Consider the following 15,215-nt stretch of genomic DNA (forward strand, 5'->3'; position numbering starts at 1 on the left):
GAATCGCTCCGCCGGCCCCTTCAAGTTCATTCCGGCGCCCCAGCCTATTCGGCCGCGACAGCCGCCTCGCCGCCGGCCAGGTTGCGCAGGACGTAGGGCATGACGCCGCCGGCGCGCAGGTATTCCAGCTCGGTCTGGTTGTCGATGCGGCAGCGGACCGGGAAGCGGGCCATCTTGCCGTCCGACGGGCGGAACATCTCGACCCACAGGTCCTGACGCGGCTTCAGACGGCCGGTGTTGGCGTCGGTCAGGCCGCGGATGGTGACGATCTCCTCGCCGGTCAGGCCCAGCTTGTGCCAGCCGTCGGCCTTGAACTGCAGCGGCACCACGCCCATCCCGATCAGGTTGGAGCGGTGGATGCGCTCGAAGCTCTCGGCGATGACCGCGCGCACGCCCAGCAGGTTGGTGCCCTTGGCCGCCCAGTCGCGCGACGAGCCAGTGCCGTATTCCTTGCCGGCGAAGACGACCAGCGGACGGCCTTCCGACTGGTACCTCATGGCCGCATCATAGATCGACATCACGTCGCCCGACGGGAAGTGCTTGGTCACGCCGCCCTCGATGTCGGGCGTGATCTTGTTGCGGATGCGGATGTTGGCGAAGGTGCCGCGCATCATCACTTCGTGGTGGCCGCGACGCGCGCCGTAGGAGTTGAAGTCCAGAGCGTCGACGCCGTGGTTCGTCAGCCAGACCCCGGCGGGCGAGGTCTTCTTGATCGAACCGGCCGGGGAGATGTGGTCGGTCGTGATCGAGTCGCCGAAGATGGCCAGGACGCGGCCCTCGACGATGTCGGAAACCGGCTTGGGCTCCATCGACAGGCCCTCGAAATAGGGCGGATTGGCCACATAGGTCGAGCTGTCGTCCCAGGTATAGGTCTGACCGCCGGAGACCTTGATCGCCTGCCAGTGCTTGTCGCCCTTGAAGACGTCCTTGTAGCGTTTGGCGAACATGGCCGGGGTGACCGACTTCTTCTGGATGTCGGCGATTTCCTGGGCGGTCGGCCACACGTCCTTCAGGAAGACGTCATTGCCCTTCTTGTCCTGGCCGATCGGATCCTTGGTGATGTCGATCCGCATCGAACCGGCCAGGGCGTAGGCCACGACCAGCGGCGGCGAGGCCAGATAGTTGGCCTGGACGTCCGGGTTCACCCGGCCCTCGAAGTTGCGGTTGCCCGACAGGACCGAGGTGGCGACCACGCCGTTGTCATTGATCGTCTTGGAGATGGCCGGGTCCAGCGGACCGGAGTTGCCGATGCAGGTGGTGCAGCCGTAGCCGACCAGGTTGAAGCCGATCGCGTCCAGATCCTTCTGCAGGCCGGCGTCGGTCAGATAGTCGGTGACCACCTGCGAGCCCGGGGCCAGCGAGGTCTTGACCCAGGGCTTGGGCTTCAGGCCCAGGGCATGGGCCTTGCGCGCCACCAGACCGGCGGCGATCAGCACCGACGGGTTGGAGGTGTTGGTGCAGGAGGTGATCGCCGCGATCACCACGTCGCCGTCGCCGACGGTGAACTTTTCGCCTTCGACCTCATAACGGGGCGCGTCGGCGGGACGGGCGAAGGTGCCGGTCAGGTGACCTTCGAACTCGGGGGCGGCGGTGGTCAGTTCGACCTTGTCCTGCGGGCGCTTGGGTCCGGCCAGCGACGGCACGACCGAGGCCAGGTCCAGCTCCAGGGTGTCGGTGAAGACGGGATCTTCCGAGGTCTCGTCGATCCACAGGCCTTGCGCCTTCGCATAGGCCTCGACCAGGGCGACGCGCGCCTTGTCCCGGCCCGTGGCGGTCAGATAGGCGATAGTGGCGGCCGAGACGGGGAAGAAGCCGCAGGTGGCGCCGTATTCCGGGGCCATGTTGGCGATGGTCGCCTGGTCTTCCAGGGTCATGCCGGCCAGGGCGTCGCCGAAGAACTCGACGAACTTGCCGACCACGCCCTTCTTGCGCAGCATCTGGGTGACGGTCAGGACGAGGTCGGTCGCCGTGGCGCCTTCCGGCAGCTTGCCGGTCAGCTTGAAGCCGATGACCTCGGGGATCAGCATCGGGATCGGCTGGCCCAGCATGGCGGCCTCGGCCTCGATGCCGCCGACGCCCCAGCCCAGAACGGCCAGGCCGTTGATCATGGTGGTGTGGCTGTCGGTGCCGACGACGGTGTCGGGATAGGCGACGGTCTTCTTGCCTTCTTCCAGCGTCCAGACGGTCTGGGCCAGATTCTCCAGGTTCACCTGGTGGCAGATGCCGGTGCCGGGGGGCACGACGCGGAAGTTGTTGAAGGCCGACGAGCCCCAGCGCAGGAAGTTGTAGCGCTCGATGTTGCGCTCGTACTCGCGCTCGACGTTCTGGCCGAAGGCCTTGGCCGTGCCGAAGTGATCGACCATGACCGAGTGGTCGATGACCAGATCGACGGGGACCAGCGGATTGATCTTGGTGGCGTCGGCGCCCAGGGCGGCCATGGCGTCGCGCATCGCGGCCAGGTCGACGACGGCGGGCACGCCGGTGAAGTCCTGCATCAGGACGCGGGCCGGGCGGAAGGCGATCTCGTGCTCGACCGAACCCTTGTTCTCGACCCAGGCGGCCACGGCCTTGAGGTCGGCCTCGGTGACCGAAACCCCGTCCTCGTTGCGCAGCAGGTTCTCCAGCAGCACCTTCATCGAGCGCGGCAGGCGGGAAATCCCGGCCAGACCGGCTTCCTCGGCGGCGGGAAGGCTGTAATAGGCGTATTTCTTGCGCCCGACGGAAAGGTCCTGACGGGTCTTGAGGCTGTCGATCGACGGCATGGAGAGTTTTCCTCTGGTCAACGCCGCCCGACAATTCGGTTGCGCCTTCGCGCGCTGGACGCCGGGACTCACAGGTTCCCGACGCGCGCGGCGAAAGCCTGCTGCGGCCAGCGCCGCTATAAACCCGGTCGCGGGGCGCGTCCATGTATCCACGCCGCCCGCAAGGACATTGAGAAAGGTTCTCAAATCCGGGGCTTGGGCGGATGTGCGGGCGTTGCGGCCATGATCCACGGCCTGACGCTGTCGAACCTGGCGTTGCGACGCGGAGAACGCACGCTTTTCCGCGATCTGGACTTTGGTCTAGCGGCTGGGGAGGCCGTGTCGTTGACCGGCCCGAACGGGGTCGGCAAGACCTCCTTGCTGCGGGCCGTCGCCGGCCTGATGCTGCCCGAGGCCGGAGACATCCTGTTTCACGACGGCGACGATAATCGCATCGATCCCCATCTGGCCCGCGCGCGCGAAGTCCACCTGGTCGGCCATCTCGACGGCCTGAAAGGGTCTCGCACGGCCCGCGAGGAACTCGGCTTTCAAAGCGACTGGCTGGGCCACACCCAAGACGGCTTCGACGACGCCGTCGCCGCCTTCGGCCTGAAGCCCCTGCTGGACCTCGAGGTCCGACGCCTGTCCGCCGGCCAGCGTCGCCGCCTCGCCCTCGGCAGGCTGGTCGGTTCGCCGCGCGCCCTCTGGTTGCTGGATGAACCCATGGCTCCGCTGGACGCCCGCTGGCGCGCCGCCTTCGCCGAAGTCATGGCCCGCCACCTGTCGGCGGGCGGGCTGATCCTGGCCTCGGTCCATGACCCGTTGCCGCTTCCGACCCGGGCCCTCGATCTGAACGCCTTCGCCGGAGGACGTGGATGAACCGCCTCTCTCCCTGGCCGAAACGCGATCCCGACACGCCCGAGCCCGGCGCGCCGGAGCCGCGCCCGCCCGGCATGCGGGGCGCCACCCGGGTTCTGTTCGAACGCGAGCTGGACCTGGCCTGGGGCGGAGGCGGCGGACCTCTGCTGGCCCTGGCCTTCTTCGCCGGACTGACCGCCATCCTGCCCCTGGCCGCCGGCGGCGATCCGGCGACCCTGCGGCCGGTCGCGGCGGGATCGACCTGGATCGCCCTGGCCCTGGCCTCGCTGCTGTCGCTGGAGCGGCTGTTCGAGCGCGATCTCGAGGACGGCGCCCTGGACCTTCTGGCGACGGGTCATCTGTCGATGGCGGCGGTGGTTCTGCTCAAGGCCCTGGCCCAGTGGGTCGCGGTCGGCCTTCCCCTGGCCCTGGCCGCCCCGATCGCCGTCCTCGCCCTGGGCCAGCCGCCCGAGCTGTCCGGCCTGACCCTGGCTGTCGCCGCGATCGGCGGGCTCGGCTTCGCCCTGACCGGAACCCTCGGCGCCGCCATGGCCCTGGGGTCCCGGCGCGGGGGACTGTTGATCGCGGTGATCGTCCTGCCGCTGTTCATTCCGCCGGTGGTGTTCGGCGCCGGCGCCCTGGACCGCGCGGCCCAGGGCGGGGATCCGCTGTCCGCCGTCGCCCTGCTGTCCGCCTATGTCCTTTTCGCCGGGGTCATCGCTCCGGTCGCCGGGGCGGCGGCGGTGCGCGGCGCGCTGGATTAGCCACGACGGTTCAGACTCAGAACCCAGGCCCGCAGCGCCGCCTCGTCCTTCAAATCGCCGTCGAAGACATGGGCCGGGACCTGGGGTTCGTTGTTGCCCCGCGCCCGCCCGCGATAGACCTTCATCGGGATCCAGACCTTGGCGAGGCCGCTGGGCAGAGCCGCCTCGCGCAACTCCATATAGACCGTGTCGGCCGAGGTCTCGCGCCCGATCTGGATCGCGCCCATGGCCTTCCAGATGTCCACGGCGTCCAGGCAGGCCGAAGCGCACCCCGGGTCGGTCAACACATAGACCCGGCCGCGCATCGGATTGACCGGCGCAGCCCCCGGATCAAGGCCGGGACGGGGCTCGTTCATGGCGCGCCAAAGGGGCTCGCCGGCGGCCATCGCGCCGCGCATGCCGGCGATGGCCGTGTCCGCCCAGGCCAGCATCCGTGCGTCGCCATCGGCCGCCGCCAACTGGTCCCGGAACGCTTGGACCTCGGCGATATTGGCTTCCGACGCGCGCCAGTCGACGCTCTCGACCTGCGGCAGGCGATGCGCGACCTGCCAGTCGTGGCCCCACAGGATATCGGCCAGGCGCGAACTCCAGTGCGACGACCCGCCCCCGTTGCCGCGAAGGTCCAGCACGACATAGGGCGCCGCGCGCAAGGCCGCCTGCGTCTCGGTCGCCTCCGCCAATAGCGTCGTCAGGGCCTTGTAGGCGTCCGACGCGGGGTCGCCGTTGAACGACGGCATCGACAGCCACCAGCCGCCGTCATCGGCCGCCTTCATCCCGAAATCGGGAAAGGCCCGCTGCGCCAGGGCGGTCCCTCGCGCGCCCAGGTCTTCGCTGGAGATTTCACGCCAGCTCAAGGCGTAGGCTGCGGCTCGGCCGTCGACCTCGAACCGGCACGCCGACATCTCCGGTATCCACGGATTGGCCGCGCTCATGAACACCCAGTCTCCGTTCTGGACCTTCTGGGACTCCAGGAACCAGCGTCCGCGAAAGGCCCCCACCCGCCGCTCGGCCAGGGTCGCGGCGTCCACGCCGTCGCAATCGATCAGCCGGGCGCCCAGCTGCGGGGCGTCATCATCCGCATCGTCTCGACTGGCCACCACCTGGTCGGCGCCGCGATAGGTGGTCAGGAAGCCCGGCCAGCGACTGGGCAATCCGCCCGAGGGCGCGAGCCCGATCTGAACATGGCCGTCGTCGAAGCCGGCGATCAGGCCACGCATGGCCCACCACCAGCCGCCCGCATCCCGGGTCGTCTCGGCCCGACGCCGCGCCTCGGCCAGACCCGCTTCGGCGCGCGGCCTGAAATCGGGATTGCGGTCATCGAACATCCCCGGATGGCTGTCTTCCAGGATCCGGCCCAGGGCCTCGACATCGGCTTTCAACGTCGCCGACCAGTCGCGCGGCTGCGTCATCCACTCACGGGTCGGCTCCTGCGCCCAGACCGGCGCCGCCGACAGCCAGACGGCCGCGGTCCAGAATGCCATGCGCCTGACCTTCATCATCCTCCTCCCTGCAAGTGCGTACATGTGAAGCTAGGCGATACGGGCGGAGCGCGCCAAATGAAGCTTCGGTAAGCCGACTTGCGTCCACGGCCGACGCGTTTAAACGGCGGGCCATGCCCTCATCCGAAGCCTCCTCTGCCGTCGCCTCTCCCGCCGGCCAACTGGTCGGCCGGGTCATCGCCATGCCGGCGGACACCAACCCGGAAGGCGACATCTTCGGCGGCTGGCTGCTGGCCCAGATGGACCTGGCCGGCTCGACCCCGGCCTTCGACATAGCCCAGGGGCGCTGCGCCACCATCGCCGTGGACGCCATGGTCTTCCATCAGCCGGTCTCGGTCGGCGACGAAGTGTCGCTCTACGCCCGCATCCTCAAGGCCGGTCGCACCTCGATCCGCGTCCATGTCGAAGCGTGGAAACGGGCCCGCGCCGCCGACCACAGCGTGCGCGTGACCGAGGGAGTCTTCACCTATGTCGCCATCGACGCCGACCGGAAGCCCCGCCCCTTGCCAGGTCGCGAGTAGGTCGGGCCAAGTCCCACCGCCCGGGTCGGAAATCTTGACCCGCGCCGCGCCTCAGCCTACCTGATCCGGATGGCCGTCAAGCGCATTCTGACCATCGACAACGCCGCCGATCTGGCGATCCTGAAACAGGTCTCGACCCCCGTCGCGTCCGTGGACGACGATGTCCGCGCCCTGATGGATGACATGCTGGACACCATGTACGACGCTCCGGGCATCGGACTGGCGGCGGTCCAGATCGGCGATCTGCGCCGCGTCGTGGTGATGGACCTGGGCGACGGTCCCGCGCCCGAAGGCGAAGAAGACGGCGAACCCGAGACCGAGGAACAGGCGGCGCGGCGCGCCAATCCGCGCTTCTTCGTCAACCCGGAGGTGCTCTGGGCCTCCGACGAGATGTTCAGCTACGAGGAAGGCTGCCTGTCGATTCCCGAGTATTTCGACGCGGTGGAACGCCCTGCGCGCGTGCGCGTCGCCTATCTCGATCGCGAAGGCGAACGAATCGAGGAAGAGATTTCCGGCCTCTACGCCGTCTGCTTCCAGCACGAACTCGACCACCTGAACGGCGTCCTGTTCATCGACCACCTGTCCCGCCTGCGTCGCGACCGGGCGGTCAGCAAGGTCAAGAAGGTCATGCGCCAGAGGGAGGCCGCCTGATGGCCCGTCGCCGCAACACCATCATCGACGCCTCGGGCCGTCGCCGCCTGACCCGCTCCGAGCGCGTCGGGGTCGCCAGCCTGGGCGCCCTGGTCGGGGTGGCTGTGGTCGGGCTGATCGCCGGCCTGGTCATCGACCGCCTGCTCGACTTCGACAACGCCCTGGACGCCGGCGGCGAATGGGACGAAGGCGGCGGCGTCTCCTCCCGCTGGTACGATCCTTACTGAATTGGGGGCGCTGACGCGCCGCGCTATGCTCGGCTCGCGGAGCCTCGCGACTTGAGCGCGAACGGCTTGCGGCGCTAAAAGTCCGCTTGATTGCGCGTGAGGCAGCGTCGAAACGACCACATATCTCGCGCTCAAGTCGTGAGCGACCGCGTCGCGAACATAGCGCGGCGCGCCAGCGCCCAAAGGAATAGAGATGCGCCTGGCCTTCATGGGCACGCCCGACTTCGCCGTGCCGTCCCTGGCCGAACTGATCGCCTCGGGTCATGAGATCGTCGCCGTCTATTCCCAGCCGCCGCGCCCCAGGGGCAGAGGCCGGACGGTGACGCCGTCCCCGGTCCACGCCTTCGCCGACTCCATGGGCCTGCCCGTCTTCACCCCGGAATCGATGAAGGCGCCCGAGGCGATCGAAACCTTCGTCAGCCTGAACCTCGACGCCGCCTGCGTGGTCGCCTACGGCCAGATCCTGAAGGCCGAGGTGCTCGACGCGCCGACGCTCGGCTGCTTCAACCTGCACGGCTCCCTGCTGCCGCGCTGGCGAGGCGCCGCCCCGATCCAGCGCGCGATCATGGCCGGCGACGCTCGCACCGGCGTCCAGATCATGCGCATGTCCGAAGGCCTGGACGAGGGCCCCATCCTGCTCAGCGAGGTCATGGACATCCGCGCCGACGACACCGCCGCCAGTTTGTCGGAGCGCATGTCCCACGTCGGCGCCGCCCTTTGGTCCCGCGCCCTGGCCGCCATCGAACGCGGCGGCGCGACAGAAACGCCCCAGACGGGCGAACCGACCTACGCCCGCAAGATCACCCCCGCCGAGGCCCGCATCGACTGGACCCGACCGGCCGCCGAGGTCGACGCCCATATCCGCGGCCTGTCGCCCTCCCCCGGCGCCTGGTTCTCCGGCCCGGACGGCGCCCGCATCAAGGCCCTGATGTCGACGGTGGCCGAGGGGACCGGAGCTCCCGGCACGGTGCTGGACGACGCCCTGACCGTGGCGTGCGGGTCCGGCGCCGTCCGCCTGATCCGCGTCCAGCGCGAAGGCAAGGCGGCCCAGGCGGCGGATGAGATGCTGCGGGGTCATCCCCTGCCCGTCGGAACCGCCCTCGCCTGATGCCCCGCTATCGCCTGACGATCGAATACGACGGCGGCCCCTACAATGGCTTCCAGGCCCAGGCCGGACAGCCGACGGTCCAGGGCGCCATCGAGACCGCCATCACGGGCTTCTGCGGGCAGCATGTCCGGATCGCCGCCGCCGGCCGCACCGACACCGGCGTGCATGCCACGGGACAGGTGATCCATGTCGATCTGGAGCGCGACTGGCCGGCCGACACGGTGCGCAACGCCCTGAACGCCCATCTGCTCGGCGAACCGGTAAAGGTGCTGGCCGCCGCAATCGCCGCCGACGACTGGCACGCCCGCTTTTCGGCGACGGGCCGCAAATATCTGTATCGCATCCTCAACCGCCCGGCGCCTCCGGCCCTGCTGGACGGCCAGGTCTGGCACGTGAAGAGACCGCTCGATGTGGCGGCCATGCAGGCCGGGGCCGCCCATCTGGTGGGGCGGCATGACTTCACCACCTTCCGCGACGCCCTGTGCCAGGCCAAGTCCCCGGATCGCACCCTGGATGTCGCACGCGTCGAGGCGATCGGCGAAGAGGTGCATCTGGTGTTCGAGGCCCGATCCTTCCTGCATCGCCAAGTCCGGTCGATGACCGGAACCCTGGTCCAGGCGGGACTAGGCCGCTGGACGCCCGACGACGTGCGCACCGCGCTGGAGGCCAGAGACAGAACGGCCTGCGGACCGGTCGCCCCGTCCACAGGCCTGTACCTGACCGGCGTCGACTACGACGCCTGAACCATCCGGACTATTTCTTCAGCAGTCCGCCGAGCAGGTCGCCCAATCCGCCGCCCAGCGGGCCGCCGCCGGAACCGCCCGATCCGCCGAGGATGTTCCCCAGAGAGCCGCCGAGCGCCCCACCCAGCAGGTCGCCCAGACCCCCCGGCTGCACCGGGCCGTCCTCGACCTGGCCTTTCGGCGTCAGGTGGTTGATGACCAGCGGCAGGACCATGGCCAGAACCGCCGCCGCCTGCGCCGGATTGACGCCCAGCTTCTCGGCGAAGCCCGCGATGGGGCCCTCGCCGAGGATGTTGGTCAGCTGGTTCGGGGCGATCTCGGCGTTGGCGCCGTTTCCGACCCAGGACGCCGCGACGTCGCCCAGCCCGCCCTGGGTCAGCTTGCCGACCAGACCGCCCACGCCGCCCTGCTGGTTGATCAGATCGGTGACGCCTTCGACGGCGCCGCCCGACAACATCGACCCCAGCCCGTCCTTGCCGCCCAGTTGGCCGACGATCGAATCCAGGAAGCTCATGACCTGCGTCTCCACGCCGGGGCCCGTCTCGGCCCGGCTTCACCGGTCAAGCTAGGCCTTTCGGCCGACCGCGCCCAATCGCGAATTGTTAAATCTTCCGCGACCGGGGCGTCACAAATACGGCCGACGGGGTCAGTTCCTGGCGGACTCGGCGCCCGAGGTCACGGCCTGGCCGGCGGCCTTCACGTCGCGACCGACGCCGGCGACGGTGTTGCAGGCCGAAACCGCCATGGCGGCAGCGACAAGGGTGAGGGCGATGATCTTGCGCATGGGGCGCTCCCGATGAATGTTGAACCGTGGCCGTAACGACAAGCGTGGCCATACGGTTGCATGGTCAAGGTCGCCGACGATCTGCTAATCGGGCGGCATGACAACCGCACCCCGCACCGCCGCCCAGCGCCTCGTCGACGTCCTGGTCGCCAATGACGTCAGCCACGTCTTCTGCGTGCCGGGCGAGAGCTATCTGGCGGTGCTGGACGCCCTCGGCGACGTCGCCGACCGGATCCAGGTCATCACCTGCCGGCATGAGGCGGGCGCCGCCAACATGGCCGAGGCCTACGGCAAGCTGACCGGCAAGCCCGGAATCTGCATGGTCACGCGCGGTCCGGGCGCGACCCACGCCTCCATCGGAGTGCATACGGCGCACCAGGACTCCACCCCGATGATCCTGTTCGTCGGCCAGATCGCCGTCTCCGACCGGGGCCGGGGCGCGTTTCAGGAGGTCGACTATCGCGAGGTCTTCGGCGGCCTGGCCAAATGGGCCACCGAGCTGGAGAGCGGCGAACGCACCACCGAGGTGCTGGAACGCGCCTTCGCCACGGCGCTTCAAGGTCGGATGGGACCGGTGGTCGTCGCCCTGCCCGAGGATGTGCTGGTCGCCGACGGGGGCCCGGCGCCGATCCGCCGGGTGGCCCCCGCCCGCGCGGCGCTGGACCCGGCCGTCGCCGCCGAGATCGAGCGCCGTCTGGCCGCCGCCGAACGGCCCCTTCTGGTGCTGGGCGGCTCCGGCTGGACCGACGCAGCCACCACCGCCATCGGCGACTGGGCCGAACGTCTGGGCCTGCCCGTCGCCCTGTCCTTCCGGCGCAAGGACCTGATCTCCAACGACCGGCCCAACTATGTCGGCGACCTCGGCCTCGGCCCCAATCCGAAACTGCTGCAGCGGGTGCGCGAGGCCGACCTGATCCTGACGATCGGCGCCCGCCTCGGCGAAAACCCGACCCAGGGCTACACCCTGCTGGACCGGGATCGGACCGCGACGACCCTGATCCACATCCATCCCGGACCGGAAGAGGTCGGCCGCGTCTGGGCGCCCCTGCTGGGCGCGACAGCCGACAATTCGCTGGCGGCCATCGCCCTGTCGAAGCTGGAGCCGGGCCGGACCTGGAGCGATCAGGCCGCCGCCGGTCACGCCGACTTCCTCGCCTTCAACAGCCGGGTCGAGGTCACCGGCGATGTGAACATGAGCGAGGTGATCGCCCACATCGACGCGGCCACGCCCGAGGATGTCGTCTTCACCAACGGCGCCGGCAACTACGCGGCCTGGCTGCACCGGTTCGTGCGTCACCGCGCCCGGCGCACCCAGCTGGCCCCGACTTCGGGCGCGATGGGTTACGGCTATCCCGCCGCCGTGGCCGCCAAGGCCATCCAGCCCTGGCGGGAGGTGATCTGCATCGCCGGGGACGGGGAATATCTGATGACGGGTCAGGAACTGGCCACCGCCGTCCAGTACGGGATCGCCACCCTGACGGTGATCGTCGACAACGGGACCTACGGCACCATCCGCATGCACCAGGAGCGGGACTATCCCAACCGGGTCGTGGCCACAGACCTGAAGAACCCCGACTTCGTCAGATACGCCGAGGCCTTCGGCGCCTTCGGCGTCCGTTGCGAACGGACCGGGGACTTCCCCGCCGCGTTCGAGGCCGCCCGCGCCGCGACACGGGCGGGTCAACCCGCCATCGTCCACCTGATCACCTCGGCCGAGGACATCGCGCCGGGACGCACCCTGACCCAGCTGCGCGGCGGATAGGTTGCTGTCTTTCGGCGCCCACTCCCGCGATAGCGGGCTTCGATCCGGCGACTGAGTTCATCACAACGCGCACAGCGAGCACGACGAACACGGCGAGGTCGTTCTCATCCCCGTCGTGGTCGCTGTGAAATCGTCGTGCGCGTTGTGATGAACCGAACGTTCAACGATCGCGGATCGTGCGAAACTTCATGCCCCTCCGACGCGGAAACGATCGGTCAGAACTCGCCGCAGAAGCAGCCTTCGTCTTGCGCGGGGGCCCGGGCCGGGGAAAGGTGCGCCCCTGTTCTGTAACGGGGGTTCCATGCGCCGTATCCTGATCTCGTCCGCCGCCGTCCTGGCGCTTGCCGCCGCTGCATTTCCGGTCACGGCCCAGACCGGCCCGACAACGCCCGCCGCCGCCCCGGCCGAGACCGAGGACGCCCGCCTCAACGCCTTCTTCGAGCGCGCCTTCCAGGCCCGCATCGCCCTCAGCCCGCAGCAGATGACGTCGCTGGGCCTCAAGACCGACTACGACAAGTTGGACGACGTCTCCGACGCCGCCGCCGCCCGCGCCCTGGCCCTGCAGGAGGCCCAACTGGCCGAGATGAAGGCGAGCTTTGACCCCGCGAAGCTGGGGCCGCAGGCGAAGCTGTCCTGGCGTCTGTTCGAGTACGGCGTCGATCAGGCCCGACTGTCGAACCAGTGGCGGGACTGGGGCTTCCAGTTCGCGGCCAACGGCAATCCGACGACCTCCCTGCCGGTCTTCATGATCAATAACCACCGGGTTTCCAGCGTGTCGGACGCCGAGGCCTATGTCGCCCGCCTGACGGAGGCCGAGCGGTATATGGGTCAGGTGGCCACGACGCTCCGGGCCCGCGCCGACGCGGGGGTGGTCTCGCCCCGTTTCGTCTTCCAGCCTTCGATCGAGAACACGCGCAATGTCATCTCCGGCGCACCGTTCGACGACGGCGCCGACAATCCGGTCTGGGCCGACTTCCAGAGGAAGGTCGGGGCGCTGGAGACCGATCAGGCGACAAAGGACCGTTTGCTGGCCTCGGGACGCGCGGCGCTGACCGGCCCGTTCAAACGCGGCTTCGACGGCGTCCTCGCCGCCTTGTCCGAGGTGCAGACGAAGGCCGACAGCGACGGCGGCGTCTGGCGGCTGCCGGACGGCGAGGCCTATTACAATGCCCGCCTGCGGCTCTCGACCACCACCGACCTGACCGCCGACCAGATTCACCAGATCGGTCTGGATGAGGTCGCCCGCATCCAGCGCGAGATGGAGGTCATCAAGGCCCAGGTCGGCTTCACCGGCTCGCTGCAGGACTTCTTCGCCTTCCTGAAGACGGACGCCCGCTTCCAGTATCCGAACACGCCGGAAGGCAAGGAGCAGTATCTGACCGACGCGCGCGCCTTCATCGCCCAGGTGATGGACGTCGCGCCGCGCTGGTTCTCCAACCTGCCGAAAGCGGCGCTCGAGGTCCGCGCCGTCGAGCCGTTCCGCGAGGCGACCGCCTCCATCGCCTTCTACAACTCGCCCGCCCCGGACGGCTCTCGCCCCGGCATCTACTACGTCAACCTGTCGGACATGACCCAGGTGCTGAAGCCCCAGATCGAGGGCATCAGCTATCACGAGGGCGCGCCCGGCCACCATTTCCAGATCGCCTACGCCCAGGAGATCGACGGCCTGCCCCGCTTCCGCCGCTTCGGCGGCTACGGCGCCTACGCCGAGGGCTGGGGCCTCTACGCCGAACAGCTGGGCAAGGAGATGGGCTTCTATCAGGACCCCTATTCCGACTTCGGCCGCCTCTCGACCGAGTTGTGGCGGGCGGTGCGGCTGGTCACCGACACCGGCCTGCACGCCAAACGCTGGAGCCGGGAAGACGCCATCGCCTACTTCCGCCAGAACTCGCTCCTGTCCGAGCGCGACGTGGTCAAGGAGGTGGAGCGCTACATCACCAACCCCGGCCAGGCGACCAGCTACAAGATCGGCGAGCTGAAGATCGAGGAGCTTCGCGCCCGCGCCGAGGCCGCCCTGGGCGCCCGCTTCGACATCAGGGACTACCACGCCGTCGTCCTCGGCTCCGGCTCGGTGCCGCTCGACGTCCTGGAAGATCAGGTCGACGCCTGGATCGCGGCGGGCGGCGGCGCGCCGGCGACGTAGTCGCGAGCGGCAATCGAATGAGCCGGGAGGGGCTGTGCGACTGATTTTGGGACAGATCAACGGTCGTTACCTGAGGGAAATCACAGACAACGCAGCCAAGGACACGGAATACGTCGAGGCCGCCGTCGCTTATGCGTCGGATCAAGCGTTGCTATTCGACTGGTGCTGGGACCAGAAAATCCCTCTCTATTACTGGGGCCGCTTTGACGATGGCGTACCCGTAGCATTGCCGATCCTTGAACGGTTCCTAGCGCGCCGGTCGCCGACTTTTGTCTGCAAGTTGGTCCGACACCACCACGCGAAGGTTATCTGGTGGCACGGTTTCGGGGCCTATATCGGATCGGCCAACCTGTCCGCAAAGGCGTGGTACAATAATATCGAGGCCGGGATTTTTCTGACCGAAGACGAACTGGTCTCAAATGGATTTGCCGACGACTTGAGAAAAACGTTCGTGGAAATGGACAAGGTCGCCTCACCGTTGTCCGACGAGGTTATGAATGTTCTCAAGCAACGGCAGCGCGATCTGAACCGGCGCGACGAGGCCGACGCCGCTTCAGCAGATGCCGTTCTCAATTCCGAGGCCGTGCATCAATGGCCCGGACTAACGCACGTTTCCCGGAAGTCGGCGAGCGAAGCGGGACGTGTCGAGTTTCTTCGTGAATGGCGCGAGACGTTACAAATTCTCAGAGATATCGGGGCCATCGTGTCGCTTCCCGAGAACCGCCCGGCTTGGCTTAGAGCGGATGCGCCTCTTGGGACACAAGCTGACCAGTTCCTGCACGCCTATTACTATAACAGAACGATGGATGGCCGCCGGGCGGATTGGCCTGCGCACTACGAGCGGAACAAGCTTGATCCTGGACAGGCGCTTGCGGAGGCGGTCGGGTGGTGGAGACGGCAGCACACACCGCCAAGTAACGAAGACCGCACCCTCAACGACTGGGCGCCCTTGCTTCAAGAGCGGCTTTCAGAGGCTTCGTTGCGGGCATTGGGAGAGGCGGAATTCATTGAAGTCTTTGAGCGTGTCCATTCAATCATCGAATATGCGAGGCGCGTGCCCAACAAGGCCATAGGGCTCGCCGAGAATGTGGGCGTTCATTCGATGGAGGTGAAGATCAAGGCGCTGGCCCGGCATGTCTACAGCGCCCGTTCCGCCAGCGGCCGCAGTGCGGTCGAAACGTTGCATTATGTCCTTTACGGCGGCTCGCAGGACGATACGCCCTTGCGGCTTTGGAACGCGATGCACGATCCGCAATGGAAAATCGACCGCCTCGGGGTGAGCGGACTGGGCGAACTTGTAGGCTGGGCCTTGCCTGATCGCTTCCCTCCGAGAAACGGGAGGACCAGTAAGGCGCTGAGGGCGCTAGGTCGGAATGTCACGATTCACAACTGAGTCTGCGGCGCGCAATTGCCT

Annotated in this window: 14 protein-coding genes; 10 read left to right on the top strand and 4 right to left on the bottom strand. The window is 68.1% G+C overall.

Annotation, left to right across the window (positions count from 1 at the left end; all coding sequences use genetic code 11):
* Positions 1–44: 44 nt before the first annotated feature.
* Positions 45–2,762 carry an aconitate hydratase AcnA gene (gene acnA, locus ACO2Q1_RS05320; RefSeq protein WP_423328505.1) on the bottom strand — a complete coding sequence of 906 codons (2,718 nt, stop codon included), beginning with the start codon at positions 2,760–2,762 and terminating at the stop codon, positions 45–47.
* A 222-nt stretch (positions 2,763–2,984) separates the two neighbouring features.
* On the opposite strand from acnA, the gene ccmA reads away from it, so the two are divergent.
* Positions 2,985–3,620 (top strand): heme ABC exporter ATP-binding protein CcmA, encoded by a 636-nt coding sequence (gene ccmA / locus ACO2Q1_RS05325; RefSeq protein ID WP_423328506.1) that lies wholly within the window; start codon positions 2,985–2,987, stop codon positions 3,618–3,620.
* A 74-nt stretch (positions 3,621–3,694) separates the two neighbouring features.
* Positions 3,695–4,363: a heme exporter protein CcmB gene (gene ccmB / locus ACO2Q1_RS05330; RefSeq protein ID WP_423328761.1), complete on the top strand. Its 669-nt coding sequence runs from the start codon at positions 3,695–3,697 to the stop codon at positions 4,361–4,363.
* Here the strand turns inward: ccmB and ACO2Q1_RS05335 are convergent.
* Entirely contained in the window at positions 4,360–5,844 is a 1,485-nt protein-coding gene (locus ACO2Q1_RS05335) for a S41 family peptidase (protein WP_423328507.1), read from the bottom strand. The two genes, ccmB and ACO2Q1_RS05335, sit on opposite strands and share 4 nt — an antisense overlap.
* A 131-nt stretch (positions 5,845–5,975) precedes the next feature.
* On the opposite strand from ACO2Q1_RS05335, the gene ACO2Q1_RS05340 reads away from it, so the two are divergent.
* From ACO2Q1_RS05340 to truA, 5 genes are all read left to right on the top strand, one after another.
* Positions 5,976–6,383, top strand: coding sequence for an acyl-CoA thioesterase (locus tag ACO2Q1_RS05340; RefSeq protein WP_423328508.1), 408 nt, complete (start codon positions 5,976–5,978; stop codon positions 6,381–6,383).
* Between the two features lie 69 nt (positions 6,384–6,452).
* On the top strand, positions 6,453–7,034 hold the full coding sequence (locus ACO2Q1_RS05345; protein ID WP_423328509.1) for a peptide deformylase: 582 nt from the start codon (positions 6,453–6,455) through the stop codon (positions 7,032–7,034).
* Entirely contained in the window at positions 7,034–7,261 is a 228-nt protein-coding gene (locus ACO2Q1_RS05350) for a hypothetical protein (protein ID WP_423328510.1), read from the top strand. The genes ACO2Q1_RS05345 and ACO2Q1_RS05350 overlap by 1 nt, the downstream gene beginning before the upstream one ends.
* A 193-nt stretch (positions 7,262–7,454) precedes the next feature.
* The gene (gene fmt / locus ACO2Q1_RS05355) at positions 7,455–8,369 is read left to right on the top strand and encodes a methionyl-tRNA formyltransferase (RefSeq protein ID WP_423328511.1); all 915 of its coding nucleotides are present in this window, start codon (positions 7,455–7,457) and stop codon (positions 8,367–8,369) included.
* Positions 8,369–9,112 (top strand): tRNA pseudouridine(38-40) synthase TruA, encoded by a 744-nt coding sequence (truA, locus tag ACO2Q1_RS05360; RefSeq protein WP_423328512.1) that lies wholly within the window; start codon positions 8,369–8,371, stop codon positions 9,110–9,112. Before fmt ends, truA begins: the two co-directional genes overlap by 1 nt.
* Positions 9,113–9,122: 10 nt before the next feature.
* Here the strand turns inward: truA and ACO2Q1_RS05365 are convergent, their stop codons facing one another.
* Positions 9,123–9,626, bottom strand: a complete 504-nt coding sequence (locus ACO2Q1_RS05365) for a YidB family protein (protein ID WP_423328513.1) — start codon at positions 9,624–9,626, stop codon at positions 9,123–9,125.
* 132 nt (positions 9,627–9,758) lie between these two features.
* Positions 9,759–9,896 (bottom strand): entericidin A/B family lipoprotein, encoded by a 138-nt coding sequence (locus ACO2Q1_RS05370; protein ID WP_423328514.1) that lies wholly within the window; start codon positions 9,894–9,896, stop codon positions 9,759–9,761.
* A gap of 97 nt (positions 9,897–9,993) precedes the next feature.
* On the opposite strand from ACO2Q1_RS05370, the gene ACO2Q1_RS05375 reads away from it, so the two are divergent.
* The 3 genes from ACO2Q1_RS05375 to ACO2Q1_RS05385 all read left to right on the top strand — a co-directional run bounded on the left by ACO2Q1_RS05375 (position 9,994) and on the right by ACO2Q1_RS05385 (position 15,194).
* The gene (locus ACO2Q1_RS05375) at positions 9,994–11,658 is read left to right on the top strand and encodes a thiamine pyrophosphate-binding protein (protein ID WP_423328515.1); all 1,665 of its coding nucleotides are present in this window, start codon (positions 9,994–9,996) and stop codon (positions 11,656–11,658) included.
* Positions 11,659–11,959: 301 nt separating this feature from the next.
* Positions 11,960–13,801 (top strand): DUF885 domain-containing protein, encoded by a 1,842-nt coding sequence (locus ACO2Q1_RS05380; protein WP_423328516.1) that lies wholly within the window; start codon positions 11,960–11,962, stop codon positions 13,799–13,801.
* 34 nt (positions 13,802–13,835) lie between these two features.
* Complete coding sequence (locus ACO2Q1_RS05385) at positions 13,836–15,194, top strand: phospholipase D family protein (RefSeq protein WP_423328517.1); 1,359 nt, start codon at positions 13,836–13,838, stop codon at positions 15,192–15,194.
* The last annotated feature ends 21 nt before the right edge of the window (positions 15,195–15,215 follow it).

The sequence above is a fragment of the Brevundimonas sp. VNH65 genome (genome assembly GCF_049445955.1).
Lineage (GTDB): Bacteria > Pseudomonadota > Alphaproteobacteria > Caulobacterales > Caulobacteraceae > Brevundimonas.

Bases quoted from the DNA above. Each gene is read 5' to 3' on its own strand.
- acnA (WP_423328505.1), bottom strand. From the start codon at position 2,762: ATGCCGTCGATCGACAGCCTCAAGACCCGTCAGGACCTTTCCGTCGGG.
- ACO2Q1_RS05365 (WP_423328513.1), bottom strand. From the start codon at position 9,626: ATGAGCTTCCTGGATTCGATCGTCGGCCAACTGGGCGGCAAGGACGGG.
- ACO2Q1_RS05350 (WP_423328510.1), top strand. From the start codon at position 7,034: ATGGCCCGTCGCCGCAACACCATCATCGACGCCTCGGGCCGTCGCCGC.
- ACO2Q1_RS05375 (WP_423328515.1), top strand. From the start codon at position 9,994: ATGACAACCGCACCCCGCACCGCCGCCCAGCGCCTCGTCGACGTCCTG.
- ACO2Q1_RS05345 (WP_423328509.1), top strand. From the start codon at position 6,453: ATGGCCGTCAAGCGCATTCTGACCATCGACAACGCCGCCGATCTGGCG.
- ACO2Q1_RS05340 (WP_423328508.1), top strand. From the start codon at position 5,976: ATGCCCTCATCCGAAGCCTCCTCTGCCGTCGCCTCTCCCGCCGGCCAA.
- fmt (WP_423328511.1), top strand. From the start codon at position 7,455: ATGCGCCTGGCCTTCATGGGCACGCCCGACTTCGCCGTGCCGTCCCTG.
- ccmB (WP_423328761.1), top strand. From the start codon at position 3,695: ATGCGGGGCGCCACCCGGGTTCTGTTCGAACGCGAGCTGGACCTGGCC.
- ccmA (WP_423328506.1), top strand. From the start codon at position 2,985: ATGATCCACGGCCTGACGCTGTCGAACCTGGCGTTGCGACGCGGAGAA.
- truA (WP_423328512.1), top strand. From the start codon at position 8,369: ATGCCCCGCTATCGCCTGACGATCGAATACGACGGCGGCCCCTACAAT.
- ACO2Q1_RS05370 (WP_423328514.1), bottom strand. From the start codon at position 9,896: ATGCGCAAGATCATCGCCCTCACCCTTGTCGCTGCCGCCATGGCGGTT.
- ACO2Q1_RS05335 (WP_423328507.1), bottom strand. From the start codon at position 5,844: ATGGCATTCTGGACCGCGGCCGTCTGGCTGTCGGCGGCGCCGGTCTGG.
- ACO2Q1_RS05380 (WP_423328516.1), top strand. From the start codon at position 11,960: ATGCGCCGTATCCTGATCTCGTCCGCCGCCGTCCTGGCGCTTGCCGCC.